The following is a 20,164-nucleotide window of genomic DNA, read 5'->3' on the forward strand; positions in this document are numbered from 1 at the left end:
CCTTTTTTCACGAAGGCCGGCGGACGAACCAGACGCCAATGTTCTTGATCATTGGAATGATCAGAATGGCCAGCGTGAACAGGATCAGGCAGATGCTGATCGGGCTTTCCGTGAAAATCATAGGGCTACCTTCGCCGAGAATAAGGCTCTGACGCAGATTTTCCTCAAGTAGGGAGCCGAGCAGAAAGGCCAGCAGGAGAGGGGCCATGTCGAAACCGGCCTTACGCAACCCGTAGGCTACAAATCCGCATCCAATCACGACGCCGACGTCGAACATGCTGTTGTTCAGGCTAAACGCGCCTATGACACAGAACAGAACGATCAGCGGTGCCAGAACGGCCTGAGGAACCTTCAGCAAAAGGACAAAAACGCGGATCATAGGAACGTTGAGAACGACGAGCATTGCGTTGCCGATTAACATGCTGGCGACGATCCCCCAGAAGAGTTGCGGATGTTCCGAGATAATCTGGGGTCCTGGAACGACATTTTGCATCAGAAGCGCTCCCATGATGATGCCGATCACCGCATTTGCTGGGATACCGAGGCAAAGCATGGGAATAAAGCTCGCCTGTGCCGCAGCGTTGTTAGCACTTTCGGGTCCCGCGACACCTTCGATCGCCCCTTTGCCGAACCGCTCAGGTGAGCGGGAGAGTTTCTTCTCCATGAGGTAACTCGCAAAGCCGGCGACGAGCGCACCGCCGCCCGGCAAAAGCCCCAGGAAAAAGCCGAGAACCGTACCACGCGCAATCGGTCCGCCCGAGGCTTTCCAGTCTTTCCGATTCGGCAGAAGGTCGCGCAACCGATAAGAAGGCATTCTCGTGGCTTCGTGCGCTTCTTTCTGTTGGATCAGCATCAGGACCTCGCTCATGCCAAACAGGCCCATGGCCAGTATGGCGATGTTGAAGCCATCACGCAGGTAACTGACTTCAAAAGTGAAACGTTCCGCTCCGGAAATCAGATCGACGCCAACGGTTGAGAGAAGCAGACCGAGCGCCACCATCGTCCACGCGCGGATACGCGGCCCCTCGCCAACGCTTGCCGCTAGCACAAGGCCCAACAGGACGATCGATGACTTCTCGACCGGCCCGAAAGCAAGTGCAACCTTGGTAAAGGCAGGCCCAATAATCGCAATCGCGAGAGTCGCGGAAATGCCTGCGATAAAGCTTCCAAATGCGCTGATGCCGAGAGCGGCGCCGGCTCGGCCCTGTTTGGCCATGGGATAGCCGTCGAAGCACGTCATCACGCTTGAGGCTTCTCCGGGGACCCGCATCAGGACGGAGGTTATCGAACCACCATATTGCGATCCATAGTAGATGCCGGCGAGCAGGATAATAGCGCTTGTTTGATCCAGTACCATGGTAATGGGCAACAATAAGCTAACCGTCGCGGAAGGCCCTAGACCAGGTAGGACGCCAACCGCGGTCCCTAGGACGGCGCCAAGAAGCGCTACCGCGATATTGGTTGGTTCTAGAGCAATGCCGAGGCCCATCATGAGTTGGGAAAGGGAATCGATCATTTATAGCCTCCAAATGCCGTGCGGTAGGGGGACCGAGAGAAGAATTTCAAACAGGACCCAGGTTGCCACGGCGACAGCGGCCGAGAGCAAACCGGCAATCTGCCATTTCATGCGCTCGATGAACAACAGGACTCCTGAGAGGAACAGGAACGCCGCGGCGACAAACCCGAGGACTTCGAGCAAGACGCAGAAGAGAGCGAGTACCACGCAATAGGCGATGACGCGTGGAATCTCGATTGGGTCTTCGTCGGGCACGACGCCCTGGGTCGTGCAAAGCAGGCTCGTGACAATCAACAGCAGGGCGGCCAGGAAGGGAAACAGACCTGCCGCAGGTTCGCCACTCTCCCAAAGGTGCATGCGAAGTCCACTTGCTGCGGCTCCAAGCCCGATTCCAGAAAGTGCGTAGGGAACGAAACGAGCCGGGTTCATAAATGCTCCTCCATCGTTTCAATCTGACTTCCGATCCTGGTATATGCCTCCTTGACCATGCTCGTGAATTCTTCACTCTTCTGAAACAGAGGATAGCCATTGATGAGTTTTAGAAAGTCCGCATACATCGGGCTAGACACCATTTCGCCGATTGCCTCTTCCCACCAGGAGACGATGTCGGAAGGCATCCCGGCGGGCCCGAACAGACCGTATGAAGCGGGAATGGCGATTGGATAACCCCGCTCTGCAAAACTGACGATGCCTTTCGGGCTCGCTTGCGGGTTCGGACTGGTTTCAGCCAGCAAACGTACAGATCCCGCCGCCAGATGCGGTCCGAAATCTGACGACACAACCATATCGATGTGCCCGCCAAGGAGTGCGGTTACAGCATCGGCGCCTCCGCGAAAGGGAACGAATGTCGCTTTCGCTTTCTCCTTGCGGAACGCGGCGTCTGTCGCGATATGGGCAAGTCCCCGCGGTGCGGCGGTGGCCCACTTCAACTTCGATGGGTTGTTACGGCAAAAATCCAGCAATTGATCCCAGGTCTGATGCGGACTGTCTTTTCGCACAAAACAGGGAACGGAAATCCCAGCATAGCTCGCAATATAGGTGAAGTCCTTTGTCGCGTCGTACGGAACTTTCTGCAGGTGGGGTGCGACCAATACCGGGCTGACTGAATATAACGACAGGACGGAGCCATCCGGCGATGCTCTTCGCACCTGGTCGGTTGCGATTGTTCCGCCTGCGCCGGGCCGAAAGTCCGGTGTCGCAACGAGACCGCGCTCCCGCTTCACATAACTGGTCACGACACGAGATGCGATATCGCCCGCGCCACCGGCTGCGAAGCCGACGATCAGCATCGGATTGTCCGCGGGATAAGGTTTGGTAGCCGACCATGCCAAACGATGGCCGGCTCCGATAAAGAAGGCTGTTGCAGCCAGAAATTCCCGTCGTCTCATTTTCCTTCCCCTTCAATTTGATTAGTGGAATTGCGGGCGTATCGGTATTTCTTTGCTAGATGTCGCAATGCCTGAGGGCGTCTTCGATATTGCTGAAGCGCGGGAGAGGCTTTTCCGAAATGGATTTGTCGATGTCCTTCAGACCAGAAGCCGTGACAACCGCGACAGCGCTTTCATCTCCGCGGATTCTGTTTCGACGTCGTGCTGTCGCGATAGCAGCGAGCGGCATCACGGAAGAAAGCTCCAAAAATACGCCTTCGCTCGCGGCAATTCGCTCTTGAAAGGCGACCAGACCGTCATTGGCGACGGGAATGGCGGTGCCGTTGGAAGCGCGTAGCGCCTTGAGGGCCTGGTATGTGCTTCTTGTCGCTCCAACCGAAACGGCGAGCGCATTGAACGAAGCGGCCATGTCGGGTATCTGGTCGCTTCGAGTCTCAAGCGCTGTGGCGAGAGAGCCATGCGCTTCCGCCGCAAGCAGGCGCGGCATCCGGGCGATCAATCCGTCTACCATCAACTCGTGAAATCCGAGCCAGGCGCCCGCGATCGCGTCGCCATAGCAGACCGGAAACGCGCACCAGTCCGGCACTTTCCCATTGAACTGTTCGATTATTTCGTAGGCGAGGGTTTTGTACCCCTCGATGCCGATCGGATGGCTGCCGACAACTGGATGTCTGTAAGGCGACGTTGCAAACCAACCATAGCGTTCGACACCCTTGGCGAGAAACGGCCAGCGCTCCTGCTTGTTTTCGAAGGGTACGATTTTGGCGCCATATTTCTGGATTTGCGAGAGCATGGGCCCCGCAGAACCCGCAATGGTCGCAACGATGCACTCAAGTCCCGCGCGCGCTGCATAAGCGGCGAGCGATGCACCAGCGTTTCCGCTTGAACTCGTTGCGACGACTGATGCACCTGCCTCTACCGCGGCCGTTACCGCGACGGTTGAGAACCGATCCTTATGTGACCAAGTTGGATTGTAGCCCTCGTTCTTGATGAAAAGATTTGGCACGCCGATCACTGCACCGATCCGTTCCGATCGAAGGAGTGGTGTCAGACCTTCGCCCAGAGAGACAGCGGAGCTCTCATCAAAAGGGAGCCTTTCAGCATAACGCCAGAGCGAAGGCAGCCGGGCTATTCCCTTAACGGTCGAGGTTGCAGGAGTGGGAGCACGATAAAGCACTTTCAGATTTGAAGGAGCGATTTCCAGACATGACGGGCAACCGCGTGAATCGATCGGCATGTCGATCGGAAATTCGTTACCGCATCGATAGCAGGAATATGCTGCGATCCTGTTCATCATCACAGCACCATCAGGCTGTCGCCATTGTTGGTCAGCAATTCCGCGCCGCCCGAACGGACGACAAGCATATCCTCGACCTGAAGGCCAATATGTCCCAGTTCGTAATACGGCGTCTCGATACAGAGAACCATTCCCTCCTCAAGGATATCGGAGCTGCCTGCGGCAAGAAGCGGAAGATCATATCCATCCAGACCGATGCCATGGCCAACATGACTGCGTTGGTAATGAGGGATGCCCTCTGCGCGTACCGTATCGACAACGATTTCAAAGATCTTCGATACGGAAACGCCTGGGCGGATTTGCTCAATGCCTCGCTGAACGCCTCTGTTCAGCGCATTGTACTTGGTCCGAACTTCCTGCGATGGCTCTCCAAAGCTGACATTTCGCGCAATATCCGCACGATAGTGCCTGAAGTGGCCGCCGACATCGAAACGGATCATATCGCCAGCCTTGAGTGCACGATCTGAAGGCTGGACATTCATCAATGCGCTACGCTCGCCAAAACCGATACAACCCAAAACCGGAAAGCCATCTTCCTCGACCGTCTGGCCGTGAAATACTCTGGCGAGATCATGTTCTGTCGCGCCGACGGTCGCAACTTTAAGCGCAGAAGCAATGGATCTCTCGGTAATCGCGCCGACGGTCGTGAGTCTTTCAATCTCTTCAGAAGTCTTGACCGCCCGAACCCATCGGAACAGCGCAGCGGCGTTAATCCAGTTGACGTCGGGGAGCTCGCTACGCAGCTTCTCCATATCGCCAGGCAATAATCCGCTTTCATCAAGGCCAATGCGGGCCTTCAACAGCCTTTGTAAGCGGATTTCTGTTATAAGGGCATCAATTGCATTGCTGTCGTCAGGCAGATTGAAGAGTTCTTTCTGTCTAAAACTTACCGCGTCGAGTTCCGTTGAAGAGGCAGTATCGACAGTGAAGGAGCCGAATCTACGGACTTTCGTATCAACGTTTTGATCGGCGAGGAGATCGAGTGTGGAAGTTCCAGTGATGACAACCGAGGATTGAATGTCCGTTTTCGCTTGACGTAACACGAAGGCCTGCGGTCCGCGCCTGATCCATTGTGGCAGACACCAGAAACCACTTGTGTAAAGGACATTTTCTGGTGACGTAGCCACTATTGCCGCTAGATCATGTTTGATCATTGCTGTTTGAAGACGTTCTTCGTGTAGTAACATTGGCTATCCTTTCCTCCTCAAAATTTACGTTTCTTCAAAACCCAATCCTTTCGAGATACGATCCGCAGCCGTAACTATCTTATCCGCTACGTCGCTGATCTTGACCTTTGGGTAGACCGCACGCGGAAATGCGATACTTATTGCGGCTGCTACCGAGCCCGCCGCGTCATAAATTGGAGCTCCAACCGAAATGACTCCCTCTAGATTCTCCGACATGGCCGTGGCGTACCCGAGCGAGCGTCCAAGACGTAGTTGCTCAACCAATTTGTCTACTTCCACGACTGTTCGTTCTGTAAGGCGCCGGAGCGGTTCATGGCCAAGCAGATCTGCAATCAACCTATCGCTCATACCGAATAGCAAAGCCTTGCCGAGAGCGGTTGAGTGAAGCGCCATCGACTCACCAGGATGGGCGCGAATGACGACAGGACTGTCGGATTGTACGGCGAGTACATAAACGCCAGCAGATCCGCGTCTAACGCCAAGGAAGCCGTTGAAACATCCGCCAGCCGCCAGCTGTTTGAGTTCTATTTCCGCAAGTTTCAGAAGTCTGCTGCGTTGAAAAACATGCTGCGCAAGCCCAAGCACAGCGTAACCAATTTGGTAGCGGCGATTGTTTTCTTGTTCCACGTGACCTTGCGCGGCCAATGTATTCAGCAGCCTTTGGGCAACTGAGGGTGTCAATTCGAGCCGTCGTGCAATTTCCCGCACACCTAAGGGTTCACGTGCGTCTTTGAGCAAATTGAGGATCAGAAGGCCTTTTTCAAGCGAGAGATTGCTACTCATATTTTGTTCCAATTATAAGAACATTGTTCCATATAATGTACATTAAAGTCCTTACGTCGACTGCGTGTCAAGCGGAATGTTCATTATAGTGTGTCGTCATATAGTGTACGCCACTGCAACCGTCGTCAGATGGACATACGCTCGGTTGTTGGTCTCAATGTTCAGAGAATTCGGCGAGAACGCCGCCTGTCGCAGGAAGAATTGAGCTTCCGTGCGGCGAAGACACGTGCCTATATTAGTGGGCTGGAAGCGGGGAAGCGCAATCCGACCATTTTAACGCTCGCGATGCTGGCCGATGCCCTTGCGGTCGAGCCGAACGATCTACTCCGCCGACAGCAGAAGGTTGATAAATAAGGAAATAGCGGCCCAATCACCTTTATTTTTGTGGCGTTAGGAAGGGGCGCTCAATGAGGCGTTCCGCATTAATTTGCAGGGCAAGAGACAATGCCTCAATGGTCTCCAAGGTGGGAGAGCATTCTTCTCGTTCGAGTTTGCCAATGAAGTTTCGATCAAGGCCAGCGAACTCGGCCAAGCGTTCTTGAGTAAGGCCAGATTCTTGACGACAAAGCCGCAAATTTCTCGCAAAGATAGCTGTGAGTCTCATGCAATCTAGCAATCCAAATTTTCACGATCAAAGCCACCTACTATAATAATCAAACGCATGTGGTCGGTCTTGCGGCACCGTAGCTTAGAGCGATATTTCTTTGAACGAATTTAGCTGGCAGTGGATTTGTAGTTCAAAAGGATTTCTGCAGTCTTTTTCCTGGAAGATATGAGAGAATATTCAATGATCTCTAGGTCACGGGCTTCTGTTTCGCTCGACAGTTAGAGGTAAAACAGTTGCAAAAAGATGGGGTATTCAAGAAATCCAATCGGAAGCTGCTGACCTCACAGGAGAGAATTGTGTTGTATTGGACCGCGGAGGGAAAAACACGATGGGAAATCTCTATTATTCTGGGGGTTGCGGAAACCACAGTCGTAACTCATCTGCGAAATTCACGTATCAAGCTAGGTGCGACGAATAAAACGCATGCGGTTGTTGAAGCAATTCGTCACTCCGAAATATCGGTATTCAACAAGTCGCATGGGTTTGCGCCACAGGGCAGTGGGCCATTTCCATTAGCGACAAAACACGGAGCCAATACGAACGGTGGATCGCGCGCACCGCTTTTTAATGCCGCCCGTTTTCATAGGCTCAGCGAGTCGATTGCGAATGCGCAGTCTCCTGAACAATTTTTTGGGGCGATTGACAAGAGTTGTGCCGTCTTAGGTTTTGATGCTGTCATTCTTTCCTGCCACAAATCAACTAAGGAATCGCTGTTGCTCGACCCAACATACTGTACCATTCCGTTGGATGTCATGCGTGAATATAAGCGTCTGAACTGGATTGAGAGTGATGTCCTGCTTGCACAATTAATTGGTGGTAATCGCGCTTTCGTCTGGGATAGCACCTACGACCGCTACAGGGATATTCGAAGCCAGAGCTTTCTTAATTTTCTAAAGCGATTCCGTTTGGTGACTGGGATCTTGGTGCCTCTTGAAGATGAAGAAGGTTTCAGAAGTTTTGTGGCGTTTCACGCCTACCTCGAGCGCGACTTCGATATAAATACCGTTAAGGTAGTGCGCGAATTCGGAATGAAGGCGAAAAAGAAGGCAGCAGAACTCGGATTATAGTCGGCTTTGAAGCGCGATCCAGAATATGGAAAGGGTTTGCAATGCACGAATTGAGTATTGAGGGTTTCATTCGTTCGGTAGATGCTGTTGGTGTGTCGAGGGTAATAACAGACAAGATTAAACCATTTTGTCTCTCGGTATCGACTGAACGACACTCGACTTCATTTGTGTTTTCAAATGGAAAGGCCGTAATGAAGTATGAGAAAAATGGAATTTCTATTTTCATTTCGGCCAATGGCGTTGTTGAGTTTTATGGAATTCGATCAATTATCTATTGTTATATATTATCGTTAATTAAAGAAAATAGTATATACTGGTTTCCGTCCAGAAAAAATATTTAGAAGAGAATGAAATTCCGTTATGTGCAGGCTGACTTCAATTTTGAAGCTAGGTGTCGATAATATTAAACAAAAGTGCGTGTCAGTGGTGATCACAAATCAACCGTCGTTAAACTCACCGAACCGACCAAAATATTCAGCAGTTGTGTAAATGGAAGCTGTCGTGAATGCTGGTCAGTTCGACTTCCGTACCGTTTTTTCTATATTAATTTTATCAGTAAAAATGAGGGAGCCTAACCAACAGAACGAATTTGCGCAAAAACCTCAGGCGCAAACTCGAACTGTCGTGCTGTGCCTCTACCCATGGAATTCTTGCCCATTGTTTCGGTCAGAATGCCGCGTTGCACAAGGGATTCCATCGTTTCAATGACGCCGCCACGGGTCATTCCTGTAAAAACCATAACATTTGCAAGGGTTAAAGGCTCGTGAGCCTGATGCATCATGTAGAGAATGTTTACCATTCCAATCTGTTTGATGCGGGATTGAGGTGATTCATCCGCGAGCGGTTTTTCGAGAATTTCACGAACCGCGAAGACCGCCAATGCCTGACTTTGCCATCGATCACTTAAAAAGCTTGCCATTCTTTTAACTATGCATTATTTGATTAGTATGAGTGCTGGTGAACTTACTTCATCATAACGTCGAAAGACGGTCGATAACGGAGTTATGAGCATGAGAAGCTTTCTCTTAAAACTTGCGATAGGGGTTATGGGTTGCGGTTCACTATACCTCATTCAAGCTCCCGACGCTCGCGCCGAAAGCTGGGGATGCCAAGTTATCCTGTGTTTATCCAATCCTGGCGGCCCAATGCAATATTCCGAATGTCGACCGCCTATCCAGAAACTTTGGAGTTGGCTGGCCAGAGGCCATTCATTTCCCACTTGCAATGGTATTGGTTTCAAAAGCTCGCGGCCGCGCTATGAGCCGTATTATTGTCAATCCGGATATCGTCTATTTGCCGGACAAAGTGCAGGCGGACGTGCGGCGACATGTATCTCAACATCTCTTCAGGCTGTGGATGGCGCCTTTTGCCGGAACGAAAGAAGCATCGCCTCCACTGAAAAGACGGTCATCTCGCCGCGAATGCAGCGAAACAATAGCCGCAATCAATGCTTGGCATATGTAACCACCCGGCCATTCGTTCGCGAAAAACCGAGTTATATCGATGTGACCATCGACCGCTTGGGTAAACACAGAGTGTGGTACTAAGCCATGCCTGTTTCGTTTCTCGTTCTCGCTCAAACTTGCGCAGCTTTTGTTTCGCCCGAAACGCTTGCCGGTGTCGTCAGCCTGGAAAGTGGTTTTGCCCCTTTTAATATTCGCATTAACAGCGGTTTGCCGCTCAAGCAGCAACCGGCGACCAAAGCCGAAGCGATCGAGGTTGCAACTTCACTTGTCGCCGAGCAGCAGGACATTCAGCTTGGTCTGGGCGGTATCAGCCTTGAGGACTTGAGAAAATCAAATCTATCGATCGCTGACGCATTCGATCCCTGTTTGAATCTCAAAACAACTGCTCATCTTCTCGATGGCTATTATCGCCATGCAGTCGAGGAAAATTTCGACCCGATAAGGGCTGAAAAACGGATGCTGAGATCCTGGTATGGGCGTGGTGACGCCTTGATCGGTGAAATAGTCCGATACGACGAACAGGTCTTCCAGAAAATCAAACAACTGCGGCCAACCATGGCCAAGCTCGTCATCGAAAATGCCGTGGAGCAACGGGGCGGGGTGCATGAAACATCTGTTGGCGCTGTGACAAGCAAAAGCGGGCAGAGTGCGGCCAATAACGCCCCGGAGGAAGCAGCTTCCGTCCCATCTCTATCCTCGTGGGATGTCTTCAGGAGTCCACGCAATTTGTCGGTTCTCGTGTTTCAGAACAACCCAAAGGAGCAAAGCGAATGAATTTCTATTGCCGCCTCCGTCCAATTGTCGCCTCTTGTGTTATGGCTGCTGCCATTGTGCCGATAGTGAGCGAGCCTGCATTAGCACAAGCCGCTGGCATCGAGACCATTCTCCAAAACATCGTTGATCTTCTAACCGGCAACATATTCAGACTGCTGGCGACAATTGCGGTAATCGTGATCGCCATCGCCTGGATGTTTGGTTACATGGATTTGCGTCGGGCAGGGTACTGGATCATCGGGATTGGCATCATTGCTGGCTCATCCGAGCTCGTTGGCACCATCGTCGGAAGCTGAGCGATGACAAGTGTTGAGCCAATCTTGGAGGAAGACACGCTGTTTCTTGCCTGCACCCGACCCGCTATGGTTGCGGGCGTGACGATGGAGGCCATGGGCATCAACGTCATGGCAACGACGATATTCTATCTCCTTGCTGGCTCGATTTCCTATGCTCTTGTCGGCATCGTTTTCCATTTCGTTTTTCGAGCTCTCATCAGACACGACCATAACATGTTTCGCATTGTGCTCGCATGGGTGGATACGCGTGGTCGATCTCGCAATAGCGGATATTGGGGTGGGGCAACGCTATCTCCGCTTTGCCTGATACGTCGATATGATGAAAGGGATCTCAACCTTGCCTGACATCATGAAGCTAAAGGTCCGAGAACTTCGACCGGAAATCTACATTCCTTACGTCCGTCATGTCGATGAGACGACGATTGCTCTTAACGCCGGAACGCTGATGGTGATGATCGCACTGGAAGGAGTGTCATTCGAAACGGCAGATGTGCTCGATTTGAATGGATTACACCGTGACCTCAACACCCTTTATCGCAACATCGCCGATGAGCGGCTTGCCTTATGGACGCATGTTATCAGGCGGCGGAACGACAGTTATCCGGACGGAGAATTTTCGGCAGCGTTTTCGAACGCCCTTAACGAAAAATATCGCCTCAAGATGGCTGGCGAAAACCTCTTTTGTAACGACCTTTATCTCACGCTGCTCTGGTCTCCGGCCCGTTACGGTGCAGATAAAACCACGCGATTTTTTTCAAAGCTAAGACGAGCGCAAAATGTCGAACTTGATGAGGAGGCGTTTAAAGATCTTCAGGACAAGGTGATTAATGTAACTGCAGGCCTGGAGCGGTTTCAGCCGCGCGTGCTTTCGCTTTACGAGCGAGGCGGGCTTGTATATTCACAACTGAGCGAAGTTTTGCACCAACTGGTTGGTGGTAGGCGCGAGCCCGTTCCGTTGACGGAAGGACCAGTTTCTTCCGCTATTTACTCTGACCGCGTTATCATCGGGCGAGAAACTGTCGAGATCCGGCACGAGGCCGAAAACCGCTATGCCGGTATACTGAGTTTCAAAGAATATCCAGCTCGCACCAGAACAGGCATGCTCGATGGAGTGCTCTCTAGTCCATTTGAATTTATCCTGACGCAATCCTTTGCATTCACCTCCAAATCAGACGCTCGATCGATCCTGGGTCGTAAGCAAAATCAGATGCTTAGCAGTGGTGACAAAGCAGCATCCCAGATTGGTGATCTCGACCGAGCGATGGACGACCTTGAATCAAATCGATTTGTTCTGGGCGGGCATCATCTTTCGCTTGCCGTCTTTGCTTCCTCTCTCAAAGATCTCGCCGACAACCTCGCCAAGGCGCGGGCAAGTCTTACCAGTGGTGGGGCCGTCGTTGCACGAGAAGATCTGGGATTGGATGCCGCCTGGTGGGCGCAGCTTCCCGGAAATTTTCGCTACCGTGCACGGTCAGGGGCGATTACATCGCGCAATTTTGCAGCGCTTTCACCTTATCATTCCTATCCGGCCGGCCAGAAGGACAATAACGAATGGGGGCCAGCTGTCGCGCTGTTGAAGACGGCTTCCGGATCACCGTTCTATTTCAATTTTCATTACGGCGATCTCGGCAATACCTTCATGTGCGGGCCGTCGGGAACCGGCAAGACAGTCATCGTCAACTTCATGCTTTCTCAACTCGAAAAACACGATCCTCACGTTGTGTTCTTCGACAAGGATCGTGGAGCCGACCTTTATGTGCGGGCCGCCGGCGGAACATATCTTCCGCTTAAAAATGGTAGTCCGACCGGATGCGCTCCTTTAAAGGCGCTCGAGCTCACGCCTGAAAATAAAGTGTTCCTTGCTTTATGGGTTGGCAAACTTGTTCGCTCCAACGTTCGAGATTTGACCGTAACCGAACTGCGTGACATCGCTGCTGCGATCGATGGCCTATCAGATCTGCCTAGAGAGCGCAGAACGATTGGTGCACTACGCACATTCTTGAACAATACCGATCCTGAAGGGATCGCTGCCAGGCTTCGCCGTTGGGAACGCGAAGGGCCGCTTGGCTGGGTGTTCGACAATGACGATGACGATATTGGCCTCAACGAATTTGCCCCGATGAGGGCAGGAAGAGGTGGGAAGTTCGTCGGCTACGACATGACGGAGTTTCTCGACCATGAAGAAATCCGCACGCCCCTAATGGCCTATCTGTTTCATCGTGTCGAACAGCTGATTGACGGAAGGCGCATACTCATCGTCATCGATGAATTCTGGAAAGCGCTGCAGGACGATGGCTTTCGCGATCTGGCGCAAAACAAGCTCAAAACCATCCGCAAGCAAAATGGTCTGATGCTGTTTGCAACACAAAGCCCGCGCGATGCGATTGTCTCTCCAATTGCTCATACGATCATCGAGCAATGTCCCACGCAGATTTTCCTCCCGAATTCGCGCGGTAATCACGCTGACTATGTCGATGGGTTCAAGCTTACCGAACGTGAATACGAACTGATTGCGCGCGAATTATCAGTCGAAAGCCGGCAATTCTTGTTGAAACAGGGTCACAACAGCGTCGTTGCAGAGCTCGACCTGAACGGCCTTGATGATGAACTGGCTGTTCTTTCCGGCCGTACCGGAAATGTCGAGCTTGTCGATACGATCCGCGCTGAAATCGGAAACGATCCTGCGGACTGGCTTCCAGTTTTCCAGAAGAGAAGGAGTGCAAGTTGATGGCTTCTTATAGATGTTCTTGCGCAATGATGGCTGCAGTGCTGACCTTGTCGACAGGAGCTGCGATGGGGCAGGGCATCCCTGTCATTGATCAAACAGCGATCGCCAAACATATGGAAAGTATCGCGCAGTTGAAATCGCAGCTCGATGCTCTTCATCAGCAGATTGAGAAGGCCGAAGAGCTTTATGCCTCTTTCAACAAGCTGACAGATATGGCGGATGTCGCACAGGTTCTCAATGATCCAGCGATCCGAAAAGCCCTTCCGCCGGAATTTGCTGCCGTAGAAGGATTATTCGAAGGCAATGGCAGCGGGGCGTTGAACGATGCTGCAACAAAATTCCTCGACAAAAATACGACCTACAAAACTTCCGCTGACGATTTTTACGCAAAAGAACTGTCCCGTGTGCAGAACAAAAATGCCGGCCAGATGGGGATCGGCCAGAAAATTTACGACGCAGCAACAAAACGCATCGAAGGAATTGATGAACTCCGTCAGAAAATTTCCACGGCAAGTGAAGCCAAGGAAATTGCCGATTTGCAAGCAAGGCTTCTGGCCGAGCAAGCCTTTGTGCAAACCGATGTGCTGCGCATGGAAGGCTTGCGCATGGTTCAGCAGGCGCAAACGCAGGTTGATGATCAGCGCAAGGCAGAAGATTGGCGCCGTCGCATGGATGCAATGAAGGGGGCGCTGAAATGAAAAATGTCCTGATCCTGACAGCGTTCGTCCTTCTGTCCGCATGCACAGAGAAAGCTGAAGCGACCTATACGGTCGAAGAATTGTTGACCGATCAGGGAATGCTGTCACGCATTCTCGACAAGTGTCGCAACAATCCAGGTGAGTTGCGCAATACGGCTAACTGCATGAATGCCGAAGCAGCCAATAGCAAGTTGCGTTTCCAGAATATGCGCAAGGCGCTTGGAGGCTAGCACCGTGTATCACGTTTTCGAGTTTATTGATGGACAATTCAAGCGGCCGTTGGAGATGTTCATATCCGATGGGACGTCGAACATTGCCGAATGGGTTTCCGGCCCGCTTACTGTTGCCGTGACCCTTTACGTTATCTTGTTTGGTTATCTTATTTTGCGCGGTTCGGTGCATGAACCCATCCTTGATTTTGCTTTTCGCGCGATCAAGCTTGCGATCATCATGACGCTGGTCAAGAACGCCAGCGAATACCAGACCTATGTCACCAATATTTTTTTCGAACAGCTGCCGCGCGAGATTTCGCAAGCTTTAAATTCCGGTGCGGCGCCGAGCGCATCGACCTTCGATAGTCTGCTGGATAAAGGACAGAACTCAGCGACCGACATCTGGTCACGATCCTCCTGGCCCATCGATATTGTAACTGGTGTTGGCGGATTATTGGTAATTGGCGTCAGCTTTCTTGTCGCGGGAATAGGTTATGTCGTTTCACTTTATGCGCGATTGGCACTAGCCATCGTGCTGGCGATCGGCCCAATCTTCATCGCATTTGCCCTGTTCCAGTCGACGCGACGCTTCACAGAGGCCTGGATCGGGCAAGTGGCAAATTTTGTCATTCTTCAGGTTCTTGTCATCGCTGTTGGAGCGCTGCTGATTGCATGCCTCGACACAACTTTTACAGCAATCGAGGGCTATTCCGACGTCTTGATGCGTCCCATCGCGCTTTGTGCCATCGGCATTGCCGCTCTTTATGTCTTTTATCAGCTTCCAGGCATCGCTTCGGCTCTAGCGTCCGGCGGAGCGTCTCTGGCTTACGGCTATACAGCTTCACGCGATGCGCATGAAGGATTGCTTGCCAAGGCAACATCGCGGGGCGTGGGGTTCATGGCTCGCGGCACCCGCATGATGAGAAGAGCACTCTGAGCGAAGGAGATCTGTGTATGACCTGGTCTGCGGCGATAAAAAACAGGTATTTATCAGCGATCAAGCCGACCTTGGTTCTCGGGATTGCGCTCGTACTTGCCAGTTGTTCGTCGCTGACAAATTCCTTGCCAAAATGCGATGGAAATGCGCGAAGACCACTGAACCGCGCAATGTGGCAATGGGAAAGATCGAGTGCATTGTCGAAGCCCGATGCGCAAGCCATCACGCGCCTTGTCCATGAGAGCAAGCGATCGAGCGCTTTTGATCATTTCGATATTGATGCCTCTTTTGGCGATTGCGAGGATTGATGGTCACGACAGACAATCTCAAAAGCTATTTCGAGAAAGCGCGTCGCTTTGATCAAGACCGCATGATTCAGGTCGAGCGATCAAATCGCGTTGCGTGGTCGATCGCAATTGCGGCCGGTATTGTTGCCGGCATATCAATCCTTGCAGTTGCAAGCCTTGCGCCGCTGAAAACTGTCGAACCTTTCGTGGTTCGTGTCGACAATTCTACCGGGATCGTGGATGTCGTTTCAGCGCTATCGGCGACCGCTGGCACTTACGACGAAGCCGTGACCAAATATTTTGCGGCAAAATATGTTCGTGGACGCGAAGGCTATGTCTGGAGCGAAGCCCAGGAGAATTTTCGAACAATTGCGCTTCTCTCTACGCAAGCCGAACAGGCGCGGTTCGCAGCTACTTATCGTGGCAGCAATCCGCAATCACCACAAAATGTCTATGGCCGCTCTGCCACGGTGCGGATTAACATCGTCTCCATCGCGCTCATTAATCAGAACGTGGTATCGGTACGCTACATGCGTAGCGTAACCCGCGGTGAAGAAGTCCGGACAACACATTTTGTTGCGACCCTCACCTATTCCTACGCCAACGCTCCCATGTCATCGACAGACCGACTGGTGAATCCGCTTGGTTTCGCTGTTAGCGAATATCGGGCAGATCCGGAGGCAATCGATTGATGCGTTTTCCAATCATCGTCACATTTTTTCTGGCGTCATCTGTGTCCAGTGTCCTCGCGCTGGAGATACCGACAACAGCATCGCAGGACAGTCGGGTCCGTTTTGTCAGTTATCAGCCTTACAATATCACAAGGATCATCGGGTCCTTGCGCTCCTCGGTTCAAGTCGAGTTTGCTCGGGATGAGGAAATTGCACATGTGGCGCTTGGCAACAGCGTTGCCTGGGAAGTCGCACCAGCCGGTAATATCTTGTTTTTAAAACCACGAGAAAACCAACCGATTACCAATATCTCTGTTGTAACGACACGTCGGGACGGGTCTACGCGCAGTTACCAGATGGAACTTAAGGTGCGGGAGGGCTCGGTAGAAGTCGGAGAGAATACTTACTTTTATGTGAAATTCAGATATCCACACGACCAAGCCGAACTGCGCCGCCAGCAAGCTGCGGTCCAGGCGCGCGCAGCCCAAGCCAAGGATGCTGACAATGTGCTGTCGCTTCACGAGGCATATGGTCCGCGCAACTGGCGCTACTCTGCACAAGGGGCAGAGGCACTGGAGCCGCAAAGCGTCTACGACAACGGTAAAATCACGACATTTTCCTTTGCGGGCAATCAGGAAATGCCTGCAATCTATATGGAAAATTCTGACGGGTCGGAGAGCCTCGTACCCAAAACTGTCGATGGCAATCTGGTCATGGTCCATACGTTAAGCCGCAAATTCATTCTGCGACGAGGCAAAGATGTGCTGTGCGTATTCAATGAAGCCTATGACCGGATTGGCATCAACCCTGCCACAAACACGACGTCTCCGTCCGTTGAACGCATCGTGAAACCGGATCTGGCGGGACAGGGGAAGAAGTGATTAATATGGCCGAGACTGAGGAACATCAGATCCCAGGCGAGCGCGCCGAAACGGTTACAGCTACACGCGTCGACAATAATCCTGTTCTCAAGCGCGGTGCTGTTGCACTCGCCATTGTGTTGTTTATTGGCTTTGCTCTGTGGTCGACATCTGGAAACAAAACAAAGGACAGCAATATCGAGACCGAGCGCGTCGTGATCCGCCAAACGACACCCTTTGAGGCGGCAAGAGAAAAGACAGAGCCGGTTGAAGAAAAGCCGGTGGTAAAACTGCCAACACCGGTCCTTGAAGACCCCATGCCCCAAGTGGACGAATTGCTTGATGCCGCCCGTCGTGCGCCCGTTATGGCCTATAGCGGGGGACAGAAAAATTCGGCCTTGCGAGGCGAAGGCGGGAACGGCAGTAATGCGGTGCCAGATGGGAATTTTGTGCCAATTGATGGCAATTTTATTGGCCAGAACCAGCAGAATGCCGACGAACAGCGGTTCGAAAACCTTCTGCGACCGACCCGACTTGAGGGATCGCGCGCCGGTATGCTCGGAAATCGCGATTTCATCATCGCCATGGGTAGTTCGATCCCTTGTGTGCTCGAAACGGCACTTGCCTCGGATCAGCCGGGCTTTGCAAGCTGTGTGATCAACCGCGACGTTTTATCCGATAACGGCCGCGTGGTGCTGATGGAAAAAGGAACCCAGCTTGTCGGGGAATATCGTGGTGGTCTCCAACGGGGTCAAAAACGTCTGTTTGTGCTTTGGAATAGGGCGAAAACGCCTCAAGGTGTGATCGTTACGCTTGCCTCGCCAGCAACCGATGCGCTTGGCCGCGCTGGCGTTGGCGGGCAGGTCGATACGCATTGGTGGGAGCGCTTCGGCAGTGCGCTTCTCCTTTCCGTCGTCGGCGATGCGACAAGTTACGCGAGCAGTCGTCTGCAAGACGGCAATTTTGATGCACAAAATACCGCGGATGCCGGCAAACAGGCTGCTGCCATTGCAGTGGAGCAATCAATTAATATTGCCCCGACACTCCACAAACATCAGGGGGAATTGGTCTCCATCTTTGTCGCTCGCGATCTCGATTTTGCAGGCGTTTACCAGCTCCGTGTAACCGAACCTGGAAATCGCATTCTCGATCGGGCGGCTTTGGGTGATTTCCAACCGCCATCGACGCTTGTGACAAAATAGGTAGACAAATGGCTGAAGCCCAGGACAGCGCCGTCGTTCGTGAACTTCTAAAGCCTCTCGCGGTCTTCCTGAATGATTGCTCGTTATATGAGATCATTGTCAATCATCCGGGTCAGGTGCTGACGGAAGGGCCGGGTGGTTGGCAGATACACGATCTTTCTGGGCTTTCCTTTGAAAAACTCATGCGCCTTTCCCGGGCGGTGGCAAGCTTTTCCCATCAAACCATCAATGAAACGCGACCGATACTTTCGGCAACACTTCCAAATGGCGAGCGAATTCAAATTGTCATTCCACCGGCCACCACGAAGGGAACGGTCAGCATCACAATTCGGAAGCCATCATCGCTTGATTTTACGCTTGATGATCTGGACGCCAATGGCTTTTTCTCTCAGACGCAAACAAGCTTCCGTACCCTTTCAAAAGAGCAAGAACGTTTACAAGAACTCTACAAAAAAGGGCAATTCAAGGAGTTTCTTCGTCAAGCTGTTATCGCGCGGAAAAATATTATTATCTCTGGCGCGACGGGATCTGCAAAAACCACTCTTTCAAAAGCTCTTATCAAGCATATTCCACAACACGAGCGTGTCATTTCGATTGAAGACAGCCCGGAACTTATAATTTCCCAACCAAATCAGGTGCGTCTGTTTTATTCGAAGGGTTCGCAGGGACTATCAAATGCAGGTCCGAAGGAATTGCTCGAATCGTGCCTGCGAATGCGTCCCGATCGTATATTGCTGCAGGAACTGAGAGACGGAAGCGCGTTTTATTATATTCGCAATATCAACTCGGGCCATCCAGGATCCATCACAACAGTTCATGCAGATTCTGCCAGACTTGCCTTCGAGCAACTGACTTTACTAGTCAAGGAATCGGAAGGGGGAAGCGCACTCGAACGCGCTGACATCCGACGTATGTTGGAGATTTCGGTTGACGTTGTTGTGCAATGTAAACGCACCGATGGAACGTTCCGCGCTGCTGAAATTTACTTCTCCGGCTGTGCGAACGATTGAGCACAATTGGTGGCGCAATAATGATTTTTCTGCTTTCTCGTCGTCCCAATTTGAACCTTTACCGCGCTGATTTCGCGTTTAATCGATTCTATTGTCGCGGTTGGGCTTTTTTGGTTGGCAGCAGCCTTTCCTATCGCATAAGCAACGAGGAGCTGGTTCCAGGAGTGCTTGTAATTGTTGCAAGCCTTTCATGAACCTATCCTGCAGTAAGGAGGCCATGATGGCGAAGTGGGTGTACACGTTCGGCGACGGCAAGGCAGAAGGCGCGGCAAGCGACCGCAATCTTCTCGGTGGTAAGGGAGCGAACCTGGCTGAAATGAGCAGCCTTGGTCTTCCGGTACCTCCAGGCTTTACCATCACGACCGAAGTCTGCACCTATTATTACGATCACGACCGGTCTTATCCATCCGAGCTCAATGATCAGGTTCAGGCGGCTCTGGCCCATATTGCGAAAGTGACGGGGCGTAATTTCGGCGATGCCGAAAAGCCGCTTCTGGTGTCGGTGCGTTCTGGCGCCCGTGCTTCTATGCCGGGCATGATGGATACGGTGCTCAATCTAGGGCTCAACGACGAGACTGTGCAGGCCATCGCCCGCGAGGCGGGTGACGAGCGTTTCGCCTATGACAGCTACCGTCGCTTCATCCAGATGTATTCGGATGTCGTGCTGGGTGTCGATCATGGCTTCTTTGAAGAAATTCTCGAAGACAAGAAGGCCGATCTCGGCATTGAGGTCGATACGGCGCTGACGGCCGAAGACTGGAAGGGGGTCATCGCCTCTTACAAGGCTAAGGTCGAGGAAGAACTCGGCCAGCCTTTCCCGCAAGACCCACGCGAACAGCTCTGGGGCGCTATAGGCGCCGTTTTCTCAAGCTGGATGAATGCGCGCGCCATCACCTATCGTCGTTTGCACAATATCCCGGCGGCCTGGGGCACGGCGGTTAATGTGCAGGCGATGGTGTTCGGCAATATGGGTGAAACCTCTGCGACTGGCGTTGCCTTCACACGCAATCCTTCGACAGGCGAGAAGAGACTTTATGGTGAGTTCCTCGTCTGGCCTGCCCCCACGAGGTGATCCGTTTGGAATGTTAGTGCATGATCGGTCTGCTTGCCACTGCTGGTGTTGACGCTGGCCCATTTTGTGGAGGCCAGACGGCTGCTTCGGGTGCCGGTGGTTTGTA

Annotated in this window: 23 protein-coding genes and 1 pseudogene; 16 read left to right on the forward strand and 8 right to left on the reverse strand. The window is 52.3% G+C overall.

The genetic code is table 11. The features are described from left to right. Positions 1 to 7 precede the first annotated feature (7 nt). The 6 genes from ABWW28_RS08560 to ABWW28_RS08585 are packed head-to-tail and all read right to left on the reverse strand — an operon-like array spanning position 8 to position 6,171. Positions 8 to 1,516 (reverse strand): tripartite tricarboxylate transporter permease, encoded by a 1,509-nt coding sequence (locus ABWW28_RS08560; protein ID WP_012090917.1) that lies wholly within the window; start codon positions 1,514 to 1,516, stop codon positions 8 to 10. Then, entirely contained in the window at positions 1,517 to 1,945 is a 429-nt protein-coding gene (locus ABWW28_RS08565) for a tripartite tricarboxylate transporter TctB family protein (RefSeq protein WP_353390764.1), read from the reverse strand. Continuing rightward, entirely contained in the window at positions 1,942 to 2,904 is a 963-nt protein-coding gene (locus ABWW28_RS08570) for a tripartite tricarboxylate transporter substrate binding protein (RefSeq protein WP_040129699.1), read from the reverse strand. The genes ABWW28_RS08565 and ABWW28_RS08570 overlap by 4 nt, the downstream gene beginning before the upstream one ends. A 55-nt stretch (positions 2,905 to 2,959) precedes the next feature. Then, positions 2,960 to 4,201 carry a pyridoxal-phosphate dependent enzyme gene (locus ABWW28_RS08575; protein ID WP_353390766.1) on the reverse strand — a complete coding sequence of 414 codons (1,242 nt, stop codon included), beginning with the start codon at positions 4,199 to 4,201 and terminating at the stop codon, positions 2,960 to 2,962. After that, positions 4,201 to 5,388, reverse strand: coding sequence for a M24 family metallopeptidase (locus ABWW28_RS08580; protein ID WP_012090921.1), 1,188 nt, complete (start codon positions 5,386 to 5,388; stop codon positions 4,201 to 4,203). The genes ABWW28_RS08575 and ABWW28_RS08580 overlap by 1 nt, the downstream gene beginning before the upstream one ends. Positions 5,389 to 5,412: 24 nt before the next feature. Beyond that, entirely contained in the window at positions 5,413 to 6,171 is a 759-nt protein-coding gene (locus ABWW28_RS08585; RefSeq protein ID WP_012090922.1) for an IclR family transcriptional regulator, read from the reverse strand. 129 nt (positions 6,172 to 6,300) lie between these two features. Here ABWW28_RS08585 and ABWW28_RS08590 point away from each other — a divergent pair, with 129 nt between their 5' ends. Then, positions 6,301 to 6,525, forward strand: coding sequence for a helix-turn-helix domain-containing protein (locus ABWW28_RS08590; protein ID WP_040129697.1), 225 nt, complete (start codon positions 6,301 to 6,303; stop codon positions 6,523 to 6,525). Between the two features lie 22 nt (positions 6,526 to 6,547). On the opposite strand, the gene ABWW28_RS08595 is transcribed toward ABWW28_RS08590, so the two are convergent. Next, positions 6,548 to 6,775, reverse strand: a complete 228-nt coding sequence (locus tag ABWW28_RS08595; protein ID WP_012090924.1) for a helix-turn-helix domain-containing protein — start codon at positions 6,773 to 6,775, stop codon at positions 6,548 to 6,550. A gap of 236 nt (positions 6,776 to 7,011) precedes the next feature. Between ABWW28_RS08595 and ABWW28_RS08600 the strand changes: the two genes are divergently transcribed. Then, on the forward strand, positions 7,012 to 7,845 hold the full coding sequence (locus ABWW28_RS08600; RefSeq protein ID WP_012090925.1) for a LuxR C-terminal-related transcriptional regulator: 834 nt from the start codon (positions 7,012 to 7,014) through the stop codon (positions 7,843 to 7,845). Positions 7,846 to 8,416: 571 nt separating this feature from the next. On the opposite strand, the gene ABWW28_RS08605 is transcribed toward ABWW28_RS08600, so the two are convergent. Next, complete coding sequence (locus ABWW28_RS08605; RefSeq protein WP_012090927.1) at positions 8,417 to 8,764, reverse strand: hypothetical protein; 348 nt, start codon at positions 8,762 to 8,764, stop codon at positions 8,417 to 8,419. Between the two features lie 91 nt (positions 8,765 to 8,855). On the opposite strand from ABWW28_RS08605, the gene ABWW28_RS08610 reads away from it, so the two are divergent. From ABWW28_RS08610 to ABWW28_RS08675, 14 genes and pseudogenes are all read left to right on the forward strand, one after another. Beyond that, entirely contained in the window at positions 8,856 to 9,392 is a 537-nt protein-coding gene (locus ABWW28_RS08610; protein WP_012090928.1) for a hypothetical protein, read from the forward strand. A 3-nt stretch (positions 9,393 to 9,395) separates the two neighbouring features. Continuing rightward, complete coding sequence (locus ABWW28_RS08615) at positions 9,396 to 10,085, forward strand: lysozyme family protein (RefSeq protein WP_012090929.1); 690 nt, start codon at positions 9,396 to 9,398, stop codon at positions 10,083 to 10,085. Further along, positions 10,082 to 10,381, forward strand: a complete 300-nt coding sequence (locus ABWW28_RS08620; RefSeq protein WP_012090930.1) for a TrbC/VirB2 family protein — start codon at positions 10,082 to 10,084, stop codon at positions 10,379 to 10,381. The genes ABWW28_RS08615 and ABWW28_RS08620 overlap by 4 nt, the downstream gene beginning before the upstream one ends. 3 nt (positions 10,382 to 10,384) lie before the next feature. Next, positions 10,385 to 10,726 carry a VirB3 family type IV secretion system protein gene (locus ABWW28_RS08625; protein ID WP_012090931.1) on the forward strand — a complete coding sequence of 114 codons (342 nt, stop codon included), beginning with the start codon at positions 10,385 to 10,387 and terminating at the stop codon, positions 10,724 to 10,726. Beyond that, positions 10,701 to 13,109: a VirB4 family type IV secretion/conjugal transfer ATPase gene (locus ABWW28_RS08630; RefSeq protein ID WP_353390796.1), complete on the forward strand. Its 2,409-nt coding sequence runs from the start codon at positions 10,701 to 10,703 to the stop codon at positions 13,107 to 13,109. The genes ABWW28_RS08625 and ABWW28_RS08630 overlap by 26 nt, the downstream gene beginning before the upstream one ends. Further along, complete coding sequence (virB5, locus tag ABWW28_RS08635; protein ID WP_353390771.1) at positions 13,109 to 13,807, forward strand: P-type DNA transfer protein VirB5; 699 nt, start codon at positions 13,109 to 13,111, stop codon at positions 13,805 to 13,807. The genes ABWW28_RS08630 and virB5 overlap by 1 nt, the downstream gene beginning before the upstream one ends. Further along, on the forward strand, positions 13,804 to 14,037 hold the full coding sequence (locus ABWW28_RS08640; protein ID WP_125301962.1) for an EexN family lipoprotein: 234 nt from the start codon (positions 13,804 to 13,806) through the stop codon (positions 14,035 to 14,037). Before virB5 ends, ABWW28_RS08640 begins: the two co-directional genes overlap by 4 nt. Positions 14,038 to 14,041: 4 nt before the next feature. Next, complete coding sequence (locus tag ABWW28_RS08645; protein ID WP_353390773.1) at positions 14,042 to 14,956, forward strand: TrbL/VirB6 family protein; 915 nt, start codon at positions 14,042 to 14,044, stop codon at positions 14,954 to 14,956. 17 nt (positions 14,957 to 14,973) lie between these two features. Further along, on the forward strand, positions 14,974 to 15,264 hold the full coding sequence (locus tag ABWW28_RS08650; protein WP_353390775.1) for a hypothetical protein: 291 nt from the start codon (positions 14,974 to 14,976) through the stop codon (positions 15,262 to 15,264). Then, complete coding sequence (locus ABWW28_RS08655; protein ID WP_012090937.1) at positions 15,264 to 15,935, forward strand: VirB8 family type IV secretion system protein; 672 nt, start codon at positions 15,264 to 15,266, stop codon at positions 15,933 to 15,935. Before ABWW28_RS08650 ends, ABWW28_RS08655 begins: the two co-directional genes overlap by 1 nt. Then, positions 15,935 to 16,795 carry a P-type conjugative transfer protein VirB9 gene (virB9, locus tag ABWW28_RS08660; RefSeq protein ID WP_012090938.1) on the forward strand — a complete coding sequence of 287 codons (861 nt, stop codon included), beginning with the start codon at positions 15,935 to 15,937 and terminating at the stop codon, positions 16,793 to 16,795. The genes ABWW28_RS08655 and virB9 overlap by 1 nt, the downstream gene beginning before the upstream one ends. Before the next feature lie 5 nt (positions 16,796 to 16,800). Then, the gene (virB10, locus tag ABWW28_RS08665) at positions 16,801 to 17,976 is read left to right on the forward strand and encodes a type IV secretion system protein VirB10 (protein WP_353390777.1); all 1,176 of its coding nucleotides are present in this window, start codon (positions 16,801 to 16,803) and stop codon (positions 17,974 to 17,976) included. Between the two features lie 8 nt (positions 17,977 to 17,984). Then, positions 17,985 to 18,986 carry a P-type DNA transfer ATPase VirB11 gene (gene virB11, locus ABWW28_RS08670; protein WP_353390779.1) on the forward strand — a complete coding sequence of 334 codons (1,002 nt, stop codon included), beginning with the start codon at positions 17,985 to 17,987 and terminating at the stop codon, positions 18,984 to 18,986. A gap of 220 nt (positions 18,987 to 19,206) precedes the next feature. Next, positions 19,207 to 20,037: pseudogene (locus ABWW28_RS08675) on the forward strand (PEP/pyruvate-binding domain-containing protein); the annotation flags it as partial. Positions 20,038 to 20,164: the final 127 nt, after the last annotated feature.

This window comes from Brucella sp. NBRC 14130 (assembly GCF_040371715.1).
GTDB classification, from domain to species: Bacteria; Pseudomonadota; Alphaproteobacteria; order Rhizobiales; family Rhizobiaceae; genus Brucella; species Brucella intermedia.